General features: G+C 33.8%; 12 protein-coding genes. 4 read left to right on the forward strand and 8 right to left on the reverse strand.

Translation table 11 applies throughout. From position 1 onward, the window contains the following. Nucleotides 1-204: 204 nt before the first annotated feature. Together DN394_RS26625 and DN394_RS26630 are read left to right on the forward strand one after the other, a co-directional pair. Nucleotides 205-1,062, forward strand: coding sequence for an MBL fold metallo-hydrolase (locus DN394_RS26625; RefSeq protein ID WP_098849262.1), 858 nt, complete (start codon nucleotides 205-207; stop codon nucleotides 1,060-1,062). Nucleotides 1,063-1,352: 290 nt separating this feature from the next. Next, entirely contained in the window at nucleotides 1,353-1,829 is a 477-nt protein-coding gene (locus tag DN394_RS26630; RefSeq protein WP_149294411.1) for a YndM family protein, read from the forward strand. A 36-nt stretch (nucleotides 1,830-1,865) separates the two neighbouring features. On the opposite strand, the gene DN394_RS26635 is transcribed toward DN394_RS26630, so the two are convergent. Beyond that, the gene (locus DN394_RS26635) at nucleotides 1,866-2,381 is read right to left on the reverse strand and encodes a DUF3231 family protein (RefSeq protein WP_149294412.1); all 516 of its coding nucleotides are present in this window, start codon (nucleotides 2,379-2,381) and stop codon (nucleotides 1,866-1,868) included. 293 nt (nucleotides 2,382-2,674) lie between these two features. Then, complete coding sequence (sasP, locus tag DN394_RS26640; RefSeq protein ID WP_046959866.1) at nucleotides 2,675-2,887, reverse strand: small acid-soluble spore protein, SasP family; 213 nt, start codon at nucleotides 2,885-2,887, stop codon at nucleotides 2,675-2,677. A gap of 246 nt (nucleotides 2,888-3,133) precedes the next feature. On the opposite strand from sasP, the gene DN394_RS26645 reads away from it, so the two are divergent. Next, nucleotides 3,134-4,267, forward strand: a complete 1,134-nt coding sequence (locus tag DN394_RS26645) for a zinc-dependent alcohol dehydrogenase (RefSeq protein ID WP_097915285.1) — start codon at nucleotides 3,134-3,136, stop codon at nucleotides 4,265-4,267. 361 nt (nucleotides 4,268-4,628) lie between these two features. On the opposite strand, the gene DN394_RS26650 is transcribed toward DN394_RS26645, so the two are convergent. Continuing rightward, nucleotides 4,629-5,309 (reverse strand): hypothetical protein, encoded by a 681-nt coding sequence (locus tag DN394_RS26650; RefSeq protein WP_097915283.1) that lies wholly within the window; start codon nucleotides 5,307-5,309, stop codon nucleotides 4,629-4,631. 396 nt (nucleotides 5,310-5,705) lie between these two features. Between DN394_RS26650 and DN394_RS26655 the strand changes: the two genes are divergently transcribed. Beyond that, nucleotides 5,706-6,560, forward strand: coding sequence for a manganese catalase family protein (locus DN394_RS26655; RefSeq protein ID WP_141475052.1), 855 nt, complete (start codon nucleotides 5,706-5,708; stop codon nucleotides 6,558-6,560). A 65-nt stretch (nucleotides 6,561-6,625) separates the two neighbouring features. Here the strand turns inward: DN394_RS26655 and DN394_RS26660 are convergent, their stop codons facing one another. From DN394_RS26660 to DN394_RS26685, 5 genes are all read right to left on the reverse strand, one after another. Then, nucleotides 6,626-6,967, reverse strand: a complete 342-nt coding sequence (locus DN394_RS26660; RefSeq protein WP_098084605.1) for a YolD-like family protein — start codon at nucleotides 6,965-6,967, stop codon at nucleotides 6,626-6,628. After that, on the reverse strand, nucleotides 6,964-8,229 hold the full coding sequence (locus DN394_RS26665; RefSeq protein ID WP_149294413.1) for a Y-family DNA polymerase: 1,266 nt from the start codon (nucleotides 8,227-8,229) through the stop codon (nucleotides 6,964-6,966). Before DN394_RS26665 ends, DN394_RS26660 begins: the two co-directional genes overlap by 4 nt. Nucleotides 8,230-9,005: 776 nt before the next feature. Further along, nucleotides 9,006-10,163 (reverse strand): serine hydrolase domain-containing protein, encoded by a 1,158-nt coding sequence (locus tag DN394_RS26675; RefSeq protein WP_097915275.1) that lies wholly within the window; start codon nucleotides 10,161-10,163, stop codon nucleotides 9,006-9,008. Between the two features lie 502 nt (nucleotides 10,164-10,665). Continuing rightward, nucleotides 10,666-11,997, reverse strand: coding sequence for an erythromycin esterase family protein (locus DN394_RS26680; RefSeq protein WP_149294414.1), 1,332 nt, complete (start codon nucleotides 11,995-11,997; stop codon nucleotides 10,666-10,668). A gap of 511 nt (nucleotides 11,998-12,508) precedes the next feature. Beyond that, entirely contained in the window at nucleotides 12,509-14,098 is a 1,590-nt protein-coding gene (locus DN394_RS26685; RefSeq protein WP_098084600.1) for a bifunctional metallophosphatase/5'-nucleotidase, read from the reverse strand. Between the last annotated feature and the right edge of the window lie 112 nt (nucleotides 14,099-14,210).

Genomic DNA, 14,210 nt, shown 5'->3' on the forward strand with positions numbered 1-14,210 from the left:
ATATTAAGATGAATATTTTATTAACTTATCACCCTCCTCAAAAAAATTGTAGAAACTATTATATAAATTCATATGTCTCCACCTTAATTCTAGGACTTAATTTTTTTTGTAATCCCCCACTAATTTTTTTCAAATGTCCCAAAATGGATTCGAGAAATTAGGGAACTATAATGTCGTATTAAAATATATTAAGGGGGATAAAAAATGAACAAGGAAATGAATTACGGAAGTGATTACAAGTTTATTCCAGCAACTTCAATTGAAAGTGGTCATGGCCTTGAAGTATTGCCTGATTTATTTTGTTACACGATTCAAATCGTCAACATATGTTTTGTTGGAAATCCGCATACCAATGATTTTGTTTTAGTTGATGCTGGAATGCCTAAATGTGCAAATGAAATTATCTCTGTTACTGAGAAGCGATTTGGTACAAATAGCCGCCCAAAAGCAATTATTTTAACTCATGGGCATTTTGACCATGTTGGAGGAATAATTGAACTCATTAAGTATTGGGATGTTCCAGTCTATGCCCATCAAATGGAGATACCGTTCTTGACTGGACAACAAAGCTATCCTGAACCAGATCCAACAGTTGAAGGTGGTATGGTAGCCAAAATGTCTCCCCTGTTCCCTAATGAACCGATTGATTTAGGAAATAGCGTAAAAGCACTACCTACCGATGGAACTGTTCCCCATATGCCAGAGTTTAGATGGATTCATACACCAGGGCATACTCCAGGGCATATTTCATTATTCCGAGAAAAAGACCGAACTTTAATTGCTGGGGATGCTTTTGTTACTGTGAAACAGGAATATCTATATAAAGTATTTACTCAGGAACAGGAAATAAGCGGCCCCCCTCGTTATTTAACAACAGACTGGAAAGCCGCTAAAGAATCAGTCATTAAATTAGAAGAAGTAAAGCCTCTGGTCGCTATTACTGGACATGGGATACCGATGTCAGGTGAATTGCTATCAACAAGCCTCAAAACACTCGTTCAAGAATTTGATAAAATCGCTGTACCCGATTATGGGAAATATGTAGACAAAAAGATACATTAAGCATGAAAATATTTTGTTTCTTATATTTAAGAAACAAAATCAAAACAAAAAAATTATTAAGTTTAATATAAAAACAATGTACTTAGGCAACATCTCTATTATAAGAATGGAACTACACCTTGTGAATAAAACTTGATACTCCGCAAATACTATACGTAGTATAAGCCTGCTTCTTACCCAGGTTGTACTTCTTACCATTAAAGGGTGATTAAAACGGGTTACGCTATATAGCATAACCCGTTTTTATGAAATATTTTATTCCATATACGTTTAAACAATGGAGGAAAATGATGAAACATATTGTTGCTTTACTAATTAAATACACAGCGTTAACTGCAGTATTATTAATGGTACTCGGTATCTTTCAAGGCATTTCAATTCCTAGAGTATTACTCATTTCTCTTTTCCTAACAGGAGCTGCCTATTTAATCGGTGATCTCTTCATTTTACCTAAATACGGAAATATGATTGCTACAATAGCAGATTTCGGCCTAACCTTCTTCGGGATTTGGCTTTTAACATCCTTATTTACGAATTTAGATGCTACTCGTAATATTGGACTTTCTTCATTCTTAGCTGCTTTAATTATTGGCGGGATGGAGGTTTTCTTCCACATTTATATGAAGAGATTAGTACTGCGTAACGACGATGAATTAAGAAATCACAATCATATTCATCATGATAAATATGCTATGGAAATGTCAGATGAATATATAGATTCTTCTACAATAAATAAATCCAAGCCTGAGGATACATCTAAAAAATAAAAAAGTGGCCAATGCCACTTTTTTTATTTTTGTTTCTTAAGCTTGATCAGAATTTCTTACATGTAACGGAGGTGGAACTACCCACCCTTTTTTCTTACTTAAACGCAGCAAAGTTACACCTGCTTGCGCTTTTTTCATATGAAATTGTCCGAATAGCATCCCTGCATCTTCTCGAAGACATTTTCCCATCACTTGACTACATGTCACAAGTCCAGCTGCTAATCCTGTAGCAACAGCTGCTGCTATTTCAGCATCATTAATACGCGCTCCTGAAGGAATATCTTCGATAGATGCAACTGGTCGTTCTGGAGGAGCAGGAGGTAAAGCTACGCCATTAACTTTTAAAAGAGTTTTTAACTCTTCTATTTCCGAGTTCATATCATTTTCAATTAAGCTTTCTAAAAACTTCTTCAAATCTTCGTCACCTGTGTGATTTATAAATACTTGATGGCTTGCAATTGCACCTTGTGCAGCGAGAAGATAACTCCAAATATCAAATACTTCTCCGTAATGTAACGGTTCATTTTGAGGATTTCCACTTAATATACCCATTTTTAAATTCCTCGCTTTCGAAAATATCATAATAAATATTGAGTTCAATATTGAAATCAAATTTTTAAGTATGCTTTTTCCTGCAAAAGATTTTCTACTATGCATGGAAAACACCTTTCCAACACCGCGTGTTTATTGTTTAGGAAAGTAGTTTACAAATAAAATACTCAAAGATTATGAAAGAAGATTATCAATAATCTTTGAGTGAGAATCCATTTACTATAAGGGTTTTATTTTTATACATATACAAAAGAAATTGATTTACATATCTGCTACATTGTATTTCAATTTACTTAGCGGTTAGCTCTACCACCAAGTTGTTGTTCAGCCATTGCTACTAAACGTTTTGTAATTTCACCACCAACAGATCCGTTTGAACGAGCTGTTGTATCTGCACCAAGTTGTACACCAAACTCTTGTGCAATTTCATATTTCATTTGATCAAGAGCCTGTTCAGCACCTCGAACTAACAATTCATTACGACTTCCACTATTATTGTTTGTCATATCGTTTCACCTCCGATTTTTTTAATATGCTACAAATTATGAAATAATAATTATCCTTTTTGTGGGAATTAGATTATGAATAAATATTGAGTTTCTTCTTAAAATAGGGCAAAAGATATAAGAAAGAAGAGTTGCTATAACGTACTTTCATAACAACACTATGTATAGATTTCTCTTTACTAAAGATTTCTGTTTTGCCAAGAGATACATATAAATTATGAAAAATGATTCCTAAGGAGATATGTGATGAAAGCTGTAACCTATCAAGGACCAAACCAAGTACAAGTTAAACAAGTTGATGATGCAAAGTTAGAGAAAAAAGATGATATTATTGTAAAAATTACTTCAACCGCTATTTGCGGTTCTGATTTACATTTATATCAAGGTAACATGCCGTTACCTCAAGGGTACATTATTGGCCATGAGCCAATGGGAATTGTTGAAGAAGTTGGTCCAGATGTTACTAAAGTAAAAAAAGGCGATCGTGTTGTTATCCCCTTTAACGTTGCTTGTGGACATTGTTTCTATTGTCAACATGAAATGGAAAGTCAATGTGATAACTCGAATCCTCATTACGATTCTGGTGGATACTTTGGTTATACAGAGAAATTTGGTAACCATCCAGGTGGACAAGCTGAATATTTAAAAGTTCCTTTTGGAAATTTCACTCCATTTGTTATACCGGAATCATGCGAACTTGAAGATGAATCCCTACTCTTTTTATCTGATGTTTTGCCAACAGCCTATTGGAGTGTAATAAATGCAGGCGTTAAGCGCGGTGATACTGTTATTGTCCTTGGTTGTGGACCTGTTGGATTAATGACACAAAAATTCGCTTGGATGCAAGGTGCTAAACGAGTAATCGCAGTCGATTACTTAGATTATCGGATAAATTATGCAAAAAAGATTAACAATGTTGAGGTATTTGAGTTTACAAAATTTCCTGATATGGGAGAACATTTAAAGGAAATCACACATGGTGGTGCCGATGTAGTCATTGATTGCGTAGGCATGGATGGAAAAAAATCACCCCTAGAATTTCTGGAACAAAAATTAAAACTACAAGGCGGTACCCTCGGTCCTATTCAAATTGCTACGAAAGCCGTAAGAAAATACGGAACGGTTCAAATGACTGGTGTTTATGGTGGTAATTATAATGCATTTCCACTCGGAGCATTTTGGGTTAGAAATATTAACCTTAAAATGGGACAAGCACCTGTTATTCATTTTATGCCAGAACTATTTAAAAAAATAACAAACAAAGAATTCGATCCAAAAGAGATTATTACACACAAAATCCCCCTTGAAGACGCGAGCTATGGTTATCAAATTTTTAATAACCGGGAAGATGATTGTATAAAAGTCATTTTGAAGCCTTGAAAATACATCCTTTTCAAATGATTATTTTTAACTATTCTTAAAGCTAAAGATAAGATTAAAACCCATGCCCTTATCTTTTTCACCCAAAACTAGTAGTTAATTTTGATTACATCCTACTTTCTTTTATGCCCTCTTTATTATACAAAAAATGCAAGTTGTAGCTTTTGTATAAGGCTTGATTCAATTAATTTAATAAACCTTGATAAAAGAACAAATAGAAAAAGCGTGTTTTGAAAAAAATTTTGATTAAAACACGCTTTTTCTATATTTAATTGAATCATCCTTTTATAAAAAAGTTTGATAATTTTTGTGATCCTTGCTCAATTAAAACGCCCTTTAGCTGAAGGAAAAAATCAGTTTATCACTGATTTTTCTTCTTTAATTCTAATTGATTAACAATGTAAGATACTAATGTATTCAATGGATTAATAATAGTCTTAGATGTTTTATACTCAACTTGCTGAGATGCATCAACCATAGATAATTGAGCAACGGAGATAACTTTCTTTTCATCTTTAATGATTTGATTTAAGGACTTTGTAATTTCTTGGTTGTATTCTTCTTTTAGCCCTTGCATTATCAATTCAAAAGTACTATCTATAACAATAACTTCTAAATCTAAAGATTTTTGATAGTTATTAGCATGATGTTTAAGACGTTTTACCGTACCTTCAACAGTTGCAGGATTTGTAAAAAGAATTGTCTGAGGTTGCTGTATATTGCTGATGTAATCAAAGAAAGGTTCATCAACTTTAATAATTGGCACTGATATTGAGAGTTGGTCTTCCTGTAAAATTGCAATATAGTTTGTGCAAGTAATAAGGATAGCATCAACATTACATTGGGCAATCCATTCTATTTGCTCTTTAACTTTCAATTGAGCATCTGATTCTAGGAAATTTTCATTTGATGTAACTCGATACATTAATGCCGGGTCAACAAAATGTATTAATTCAATGTTAAATGAAGAAAGTGCATTTTCTATATATTCTATATTCGAATAATGGGCGTGTAAGCAGCCTAATCTTTTTCTCAATTCCATCCCACCTATATTATATTTCTGCTTATTCTATCAGTACGCGAATTAAAATGTCTATTAAAATTGAGAATGAGACCTTTCCTCTTATTTCACAAAATGGCCTTTTAATGAAACAACTTTCTTGTCACTTAACACAAAAGAGTAAATCATGGTAACTTTTTTATAAACATCTCGTCCTTCTTCAAAACAATGCTTCTTTTTTTAATAACACCGTGACTTTATTTAAAAGCAATACAAGTTCAAATCTCCCCACACTCATCTCAAATTTAAAATGGTTGTTTCACACCTTCACATTTTTGAGGAAAAACCCACAATCAGAGAAAAGAGGAATATAAGTAATAAACATCCTATTATTGGAAAATATAATAATGTTAACTATCTTAAAAAGAGGTGTACTTCATGTTTTATTATAAAGAAGAACTGATTAATATTATCAAGCCGGACAAACCAGATCCAGCTGCTGCAAAAGTTTTACAAGAAATATTAGGTGGGCATTATGGTGAAATGCGTACAATGATGCAATACTTCTTCCAAAGCTCAAATTTTAGAGGTAAAGAGAAGCAATATCGTGATTTACTTCGAGGTGTTTTTTTAGAGGAAATAAGCCATGTAGAACTTGTACAACATACAATTAATCAACTATTAACTGGATCTGGTGAACCTACGCCAGGAAATGCTGGTATTGACACAGCACCACTTAACGAAGCGGTTAAACATGCAAATCCTCACCACTTTATTGTAGGTGCTCAAAGTTCATTACCTGTTGATGCAGCTGGCAACCCATGGAATGGATCTTGGGTATATAGTCATGGGAATTTGATTAGCGATTTATTAGATAACGTAGTACTTGAATCTACAGGTGTTCTTCAAAAAACTAGAATTTATGAAATGAGTTCCAATCAAACCTTTAGAGAAACACTTGCATTTTTAATTGTACGTGATAATGCACATCAAAATGCTTTCGCAAAAGCTTTAGAGACATTGGGGGTTGAATGGGGGAAACTCTTCCCTGTACCGAACTATGATATTAATAAATACCCAGAGTGCAGAAAGTATGTAGACATGGGATTCCATAACGCACAATTTAATTTTAGTTTAGATCCAACAAGAATGGGAGAAATATTCCAAGGTGAATCACCAAGTAGAAACAAAGGAACATTAACAGTAACTGACCCGCCAAAAGGTTTTCCTATACCAGAACTTCCTGAAATGCCAAATGAGCATAGTCCTGGATTAAAAGATATGGATCTTTGAGATAAGTATGGCCAACTATTTATTAATGGTTGGCCATAAACCTTTATATGGATTTAATTCACACTTTACTCGACCTCAATTACATCACCAAACTTAACTATTCTTTGATTATGAAAAGCATCCGTACAAGTAATCGTTTCTTTTAACGGATTTATATCAGCTACTGTTATGTAATTTTTATATAAATAGCCATCTTTATAATATGTAAGTAAAACCTCTTCTTCACCTAAATATGAAATTAACAGCTTATTTTCAATCCTTTCTTTTGCATCTTGCGTTAAGATCGGACGCGGGACTTTTGTTTGTTCCTGTATCATTTCTTTAATACAGACAAACTGCTCTGGCATACTAGCAAACGGTTGCCACTTTACCATTCCTCTTCCTTTCGGCATATTAGCATTCTTCACGATTTATGTCCTCCTAATAATGTGTTTCTATATCTTGCGGTTGCGACGCTTGTGTAAGAAATCCCACGTAAAATACTGTTCTTACCAAATCGTGTTCGAATTTCGTCCATAACTTTCGTTAATCTCATTTCTTTTTCTCTTTGTATAATGTTATCGAAAAGCGAAATTTGCTCTTCTCCTTCATGTATTAAATTTGTTAAGGAAAGACTTATCGATCGAATCGGCTCCCCTGTATGCCGCTCGTATAAAAAATATGTACAAACATTGTAAATATCCATTGTTAAATTTGTTGCTCTGTTTAACGTATGTGCTTTTTTTATTCCTCCTCCGTATTCCTTACTATATCCAACTGAAAAATGGATCGTTTGTGCGTATTTCTTTTCTCGTCTCAATCTGTAACAAACTTCTTCTACATGCTCTAATAAAATAACGATGAACTCTTCTACCGAATAATCACGAAATAATATTTGGCTTTTCGCTATAGATGTTGTCGCTGGAACATATTTCTCTGCTATTCTGCTGAAATCAATCCCGTTACTATGCAAGTGTAATTCTTCTCCTATTACACCAAATGATTGTTTTAAATACTTTAATGGGTACTGCGCTAATTCTCCAATTGTATGTATACCTTTTCGATTCAATTTCATTTCTGTTTTATACGATATACCCCAAAATTTACTGAGTGGTCTAATACTCCATAACTTCTCGGGTATATCGTCATACGTCCACTGCGCTATTCCATCCTTATTCTTTTTCGCTTCCACATCCATCGCTACTTTACTCAATAATAAATTTGGCCCAATACCAATCGTACTTTCAATCCGTGTACGTTCATATATTTCTCGCTTAAACTTTAATGCAAACTCGCACGGATTACTCTCAAACAAATGAATACTCGCGGTCATGTCCATAAAAAACTCATCAATACTATATTGATGAAAATCTTCTGGCGCAACATACTGTAAAGCTAAACCTGTTATGTAAGTTGAACATTTCATATACGTATGCATAATCGGATTCACAATAATAATATCTGGTCGCTTCGGTATTTCGTACAACCGTGCCATTTTCTTAATTCCTAGCGCTTTTAATGGCGGTGTTGCTGCCAATACGATTGATCCACTACGGTTTACATCTCCTACAACAGCCAATTTTGTATATCGTGGATCAAGTCCTTTTTTAATACATGATACGCTTGCATAAAAGCTACGAAGATCTACACATAAAATAATACGATTCGGTAAAAGAGAATAATCATACAAGGTTATCACTCCTAACAAAAAGAACATTCGTTCTTATTATATACGAACTAATGTTCTTTTTAAAGGTATTTCTATGAAAATTTTGGTTAAAATGACCGGGCTTTAAAAATCTAAAAACACTTAAGAGCCCTACAATATTCAAATACTATTTTCACCATTAGGGGATAACACTGTATTTAGTTCTAAAAAAATCTCACTCAATGTATACTCGGTAACATGAATATACATATAAAATAAGCCTCATATCTATGCGCTATCAATCACAGAGGGAAAAACTATGCACACAAAACAGCTAGAATTTCAAGTAACTGATAAGCATAAAAACTACTAAAATTCACTTCAGCTTTCATGTCTCTAATTCATATATTCTTCTAAATTTATTTTCAGCAAAATCTCCTACATAGCGCCTGTGCCAAGATTCATCTGCATAACTAGTTACATTCTCCTTTTTGCTATTAATAATAGCTTAGTAATAATAGCTGTTAAACAACAAAAGTGCGAAGTCGTAAATTAGACTTCGCATCTTATACAAATTTATAATCAGTGACGATACCAACACAAATGCAATAATGTATACACAATAATCACTCATTATATCTGTTACTTTTTTAATCGGCTGGAGAGAATACAATATATAAACAAATCCTTTTACTTAGCAATCTCTCATTATTGGTTTGATTATTTCTAGATACTTAATGCCCTCTATACTCATTCCAAGGGTTAATCCATTCCTATTGAAATTGCAAATGATAAATTTATCCAGTTTTCCTTTTTGTCTACTTGCTAAATTCAGCAAGTAAAATGTTTTTAAAAAATTCCGGGTTATTAATGTTTAAACTGTTCGAATTGATAGCGAGTGTATGTTTACCTCCAAGTGTTCCACCAACAAAAGTGGAAAACCCTGGAACAGCCCCCCTGTGTCCCCATACCGAGACACCGTTCGGAAGCTTAATTTCAAGGATTCCAAGACCATATCCGGTTCCCTCTCTATTTGTAGGAACTGTAGTAAGCATTTGTTTTAATTGCTGTTCCTTCAGTAATTTGCCACCTAGTAAGTAAGAGAAGAATTTGTTTAAGTCGTCAGCAGTAGAAATCATATCTCCATCCGAGCTACCTGGGTTAATATACGTAACGTCTTTTAGCTCACTCGCTCCGTCTAGTTGCAAATAGCCACGGGCATGCTTGGTGCCTGGAATCACGCTTGAATTGCCAGGTAGAAATGTATTTGACAAATCAAGCGGTTCAATAATCCGATTTTCAACCTCTTCGGCATAACTGTTGCCAGTTACTTTTTCAATAAGGATCCCCAGTAATACGTATCCTGTGTTTGAATAAGACCAACCCTTTCCTGGGGCAAAGTCTGGGGGAAGTGAAATCCCCATCTTTACAAATTCTTCAGCCGTATACGATTTTTTTGTATCCGTAATATCAAAGTCTTTTGAATTTATATAGTCAGCAATACCACTTGTATGATTCAATATTTGCCGGATCGTAATCTGGTTACCATCATATCCGTTTCCTTGAATAACGCCAGGTAACCATTTTTCAATGGAGTCGTCTAGATTCAAACGGTTCTCTCCAGATAATTGAAGTAGAACTGTTGCAATGAACGTTTTCGTCACACTGCCAATGCGAAAGCGAAAATCTGCTTTCATTGGTTTCTTAGTTCTCAGATCCGCTATCCCAGCGGTATAACTCCAAGTTTTACCACCCTTAGAAATTTGAGCGAGTATTCCTGGGTATCCAAGTTGCAGTTCATCTCGTATTGCTTTCTTAACGGAAGTACGATCGCTTTGCGTACTTGTTTGTAACGAACTAGATACATTTTGCGCGGGTTCTGCTTTTACAACTGATGTTGGTGTTATGTATAACAGGGAACTTCCACCTATTAAAAGTGCTAGACTTGCACATGTAATTTTACTGCTTGTTTTCATAAAAAATTCCTCTCTTCTATTAAAATTGTATAGATAGTTGATAGCAGTGTCATATACGAACCACACAGCTATCCATTCTCCCAATGATGAAAAGGCAACAATGCATTTGCAATCATTGTACTCATTATTTTCACAAAAACTCTTGTTACTGATTGTTTGTTTTATATGTAGGCCGTACTTGTTCCCCCCTTCACGCCTCCTTATATTTTTATCCTACACAATGAAAATCTCTTTTTTCTTACCTATTCCTTACAAATTCCTTACATTCAAAATCACTTCTACAATAGGATTGAAGTAGCATCTGTGCCCGAAAGCGCAAAAAACACCGATGCTTTTCGCTTCAGTGTTTTTTGCGCTTTACATATTGAAGATTCATTTTACTCCTAACAAGTTAAATTGCTGATTTTTTCTAATACGATTATTCTTCTTACTATATAAAACAAATTTCATAGTATTATATGAAACACTTCTCAAGTTGTCATTAAGGCACATTATTCTAAATTTATTGATGTAGTTGAGATGGACTCACTTTTTGAATTTGAACGAGTATATCAAACGCTTTACCTAATGATATATCAATAGTTTTTGGTATATCAGGCCCTTCGGTAGTTATTCCAGCGAAAATTGGATGTTGTTCGTTTAACCAAGTTTTTGTCACGCCGTTCGCCTTACGTAAATCAATAAAAAATTGATCTTTTTTCACCTGTCCAAAAATGTAGTTATAACTGTTTGGATCATCCGATTTTAATGTTCCATATGGGCCGAATTCACCATTGCTATTATTGACATTGTATTGTCCTTCATAAACTGACGTTCCAATAGATACGTACCGTTTTCCGTAATATTCTGCCAAATGCTGCCCAGCTACTTTAGGGTATATAAAAGAAAGCATATTTGTTTTCGAAACGTGTCCATTATGTCCCCATACAATGGTTTTTCCTAAATGTTCTTCAGTCCACTTCGCATTTTCATACATTGCAATATCATGTTTCAAATAAAAATCCGATGGTTTATCAGGAGGTGACGCTAACATTGTAGTAAACTGTTCAATAATACGAGCATTTTGTTTTATCCATGCAAACTCTTTAGATTTTCCATTTAAATAACTTTTATTTTCTTCTAATAAAGCACTAATTTGTTTAGCATCTGAAATATACTTTTCTTTTTCTTCTTTCGTAAGGCTTTCAAAAGCTTTCATATCCTTTGTTACAGGAATAAGACCTTTTATCTGCTCTTCTACTCTAGGCAATAGTTTTGAATTGTTCGCTTTAATATATTCTATTATATTATTATAAACATTCTCGTTTACTGATTGAATGTCCATCCCGATGATACGTACTTTAGATTTATGTTTTGGATTAGCATTATATTGCCGAATCCAATCAAGTAAATCTAGCATTTCTTTCGTCTTAAATACAGGTGCTAGATGTTGGCTTGGGTTTCCCTTACCAGTAAGAACATATCGATCAAGTTCCAAGGCCCTGTCCCATCCATCTTCTAAAACTAGATTGGTAAAGCCCTTTTCAGATACTAAATAATTAACAATACGGTGTTTCATCGTAAAAACTTCATGAGCCCCATGCGTAGCTTCACCTAGACCTACAATTGAAGCTGAACCTACCATATTCTTAAGTGGTTTCAAATCATTAAGAGGTACAGTTGGATTAGTTGTTTTTAAAGGCTTTGCATGTGCTTCTAACCATTTCGCTATTTGATTTGTATTGTAGGGAGCTGTAACAGAAACCTCTGTTTTCGAATCTGCATAAGTATTTCCTACAACATGAGTCATTGTTATAGCAGAAGCAACAATTGCAATAATTATTTTCTTTTTCATAAAAACCTCCTGAAATATTTACTTATAGCTTTTTTACATACTCTTCCAACTTCCGTTTAAACCATTCATTTTCTTATTACTGTTAAGATACATTTATTCTAGTTCCTAAAACTCACTTATTTCTTAATAGGTTCTTAAGAAATCCTTAATTCTTTTATAAGAATATAAAACTACATAAGCTTCAATCCATTGTAGTGTAAATTCCTTATCGCATAACATTATAATATATATATTAGTTACAAATGATGTTATCTAAAGTATCCAATTTCACTATGTGTTATTAGTGTAGTTAATATGACGTTCCAAATTTTGATTGTTTGTAGTCTCTTTATCATAGAGTTAATTTAGAGGTTATTTTTTGTTTACTTCATTTTTTTCTGAACTCTGCATCTAGACGGTATACCCCTTGGCCACAGTAAGACTTTATTTCAACCCCACAAAAAATAGATTACCTGCACACTAAAAAGTATAGCGTACAGGTAATCTATTTGTTTTTGAGATTAATAAAAAACTAATTTATTTTTTGAATTCTTCCATCAATAATAGACTGAATTGGTTCTTTTGATTTTTTTATATAATCTACTAATGCTTCAAAATCAGTTGGTCCTGTTTCAGCATCTTTACCGTTTTTAAAGGATACAAATCCATCTCCACCTGAAGCTAGAAATGCGTTCGCAACGACGCTGTAAGTTTTAGAAGGATTAATTTCTTCTCCATTTGTTAAGCGAATACTTGTTACTTTTTCTCCATTAGGCTTGTTCGCATCCCAAGTGTATTGGATTCCTGAAATTTGAAGCATTCTTGTTATGTCTTTTTGCCATTGTTGATTTAAAATATCACGAATGTCTTGACCCGTTAAATTTACTTTTATTAATTGATTTCCGAATGGTTGAATACCATATATCTCTCCCCATGTAATATCACCAGCATCTAAGTCATTACGAATACCACCAGGATTCATAAGTGCAATTTGGGATTGCATTGTTGTACGCTGGGCATCAGCAACTAAATTTCCAAGAGTAGATTCACCAGCCATATTGAGTTTGCGATCTAGTGGAGCAATAGACTTACCTACAACTTCATTGACAAGAGGTGCGATTTTTGCTTGATATTTCTCCATCTTCTTCTTTATTTTTTTATCAGGCTCCATGCCTTCATGGTAAGTTGTAACAATTTCTGCTTTTTTCTCAACAATATCTTGTGTTTTACGATCAATCTTTACATCAACATCAGCAAAAGCCATACCATAAGAATTTGCTTGTACGACAAGTTTATTATTGACAGTTCCATTTACATAGGTGTGGCTATGCCCACCAAAAATAACATCGACTTCTGGATCAGTCTCATTTGCTAATCGGACGATATCACCATTTGTTACGCCGTTCCCATCTGTTGTACCTCCGTTATGCGCAAGAACAACGATAGATTTAACGCCTAGTTTTTTTAATTGCTTTACGGATTTGTTAATAGCTTCAACTTCATCTGTAATTTCTACATTCTTTAGCATAGTAGGCATAACAAGGTTAGGAACATCCGTTGTTACGACTCCGATAAATCCAACAGGAACTCCTTGTACCTTTTTTATAGTGAATGGTGGTAAAAATAAACGACCGGTGGATTTATTATAGAAATTTGCAGCAACATATGGGAATTTTGCTCCTTTAAAATTTCCTGTTTTCTCATGGTATCCACCATAAATAAGGCGGTTCATTTCCTCAACACCTTCATCAAATTCATGATTTCCTATGGTTCCAACATCGAATTTCAAATCATTTAGAAATTCAATCGTAGGTTCGTCTTGTAATAATGCTGAAACAGGAGTACTTGCTCCAACAACATCGCCAGCATGTACCTTTAATGTATTCGGATTTTGTTTTTCACGATCACGTAAATAAGCCCCTAAGTACTCAATTCCCCCTGCATCTTTATTGTTAATTTTTTTTACAGTGTCTAGTTGCCCATGAAAATCGTTAATACCGAGCATTTGTACATCTATGTAGCGGTTTGGTTCTGTACTTGCTTGGGCTGAAGGCGCAGCAAATACACTAGTAAAAGTAACTGTACTTAATGCTAAAGCAACTGGAATGATTTTTTTCAACATAAAATTTCTCTCCCCTAATTAAAATCTGACATAATACAATGTTATTTTAATATATTAAGAGAATTATTTCTATAAAAATTCTACCAATTATAAAAATTAATAAGATTTTATT

Source organism: Bacillus sp. BB081 (assembly GCF_008368895.1).
In the GTDB taxonomy this organism is placed as follows: domain Bacteria; phylum Bacillota; class Bacilli; order Bacillales; family Bacillaceae_G; genus Bacillus_A; species Bacillus_A wiedmannii.

Bases quoted from the DNA above. Each gene is read 5' to 3' on its own strand.
- DN394_RS26645 (WP_097915285.1), top strand. From the start codon at position 3,134: ATGAAAGCTGTAACCTATCAAGGACCAAACCAAGTACAAGTTAAACAA.
- DN394_RS26680 (WP_149294414.1), bottom strand. From the start codon at position 11,997: ATGAAAAAGAAAATAATTATTGCAATTGTTGCTTCTGCTATAACAATG.
- DN394_RS26650 (WP_097915283.1), bottom strand. From the start codon at position 5,309: ATGGAATTGAGAAAAAGATTAGGCTGCTTACACGCCCATTATTCGAAT.
- DN394_RS26655 (WP_141475052.1), top strand. From the start codon at position 5,706: ATGTTTTATTATAAAGAAGAACTGATTAATATTATCAAGCCGGACAAA.
- DN394_RS26635 (WP_149294412.1), bottom strand. From the start codon at position 2,381: ATGGGTATATTAAGTGGAAATCCTCAAAATGAACCGTTACATTACGGA.
- DN394_RS26630 (WP_149294411.1), top strand. From the start codon at position 1,353: ATGAAACATATTGTTGCTTTACTAATTAAATACACAGCGTTAACTGCA.
- sasP (WP_046959866.1), bottom strand. From the start codon at position 2,887: ATGACAAACAATAATAGTGGAAGTCGTAATGAATTGTTAGTTCGAGGT.
- DN394_RS26625 (WP_098849262.1), top strand. From the start codon at position 205: ATGAACAAGGAAATGAATTACGGAAGTGATTACAAGTTTATTCCAGCA.
- DN394_RS26685 (WP_098084600.1), bottom strand. From the start codon at position 14,098: ATGTTGAAAAAAATCATTCCAGTTGCTTTAGCATTAAGTACAGTTACT.
- DN394_RS26675 (WP_097915275.1), bottom strand. From the start codon at position 10,163: ATGAAAACAAGCAGTAAAATTACATGTGCAAGTCTAGCACTTTTAATA.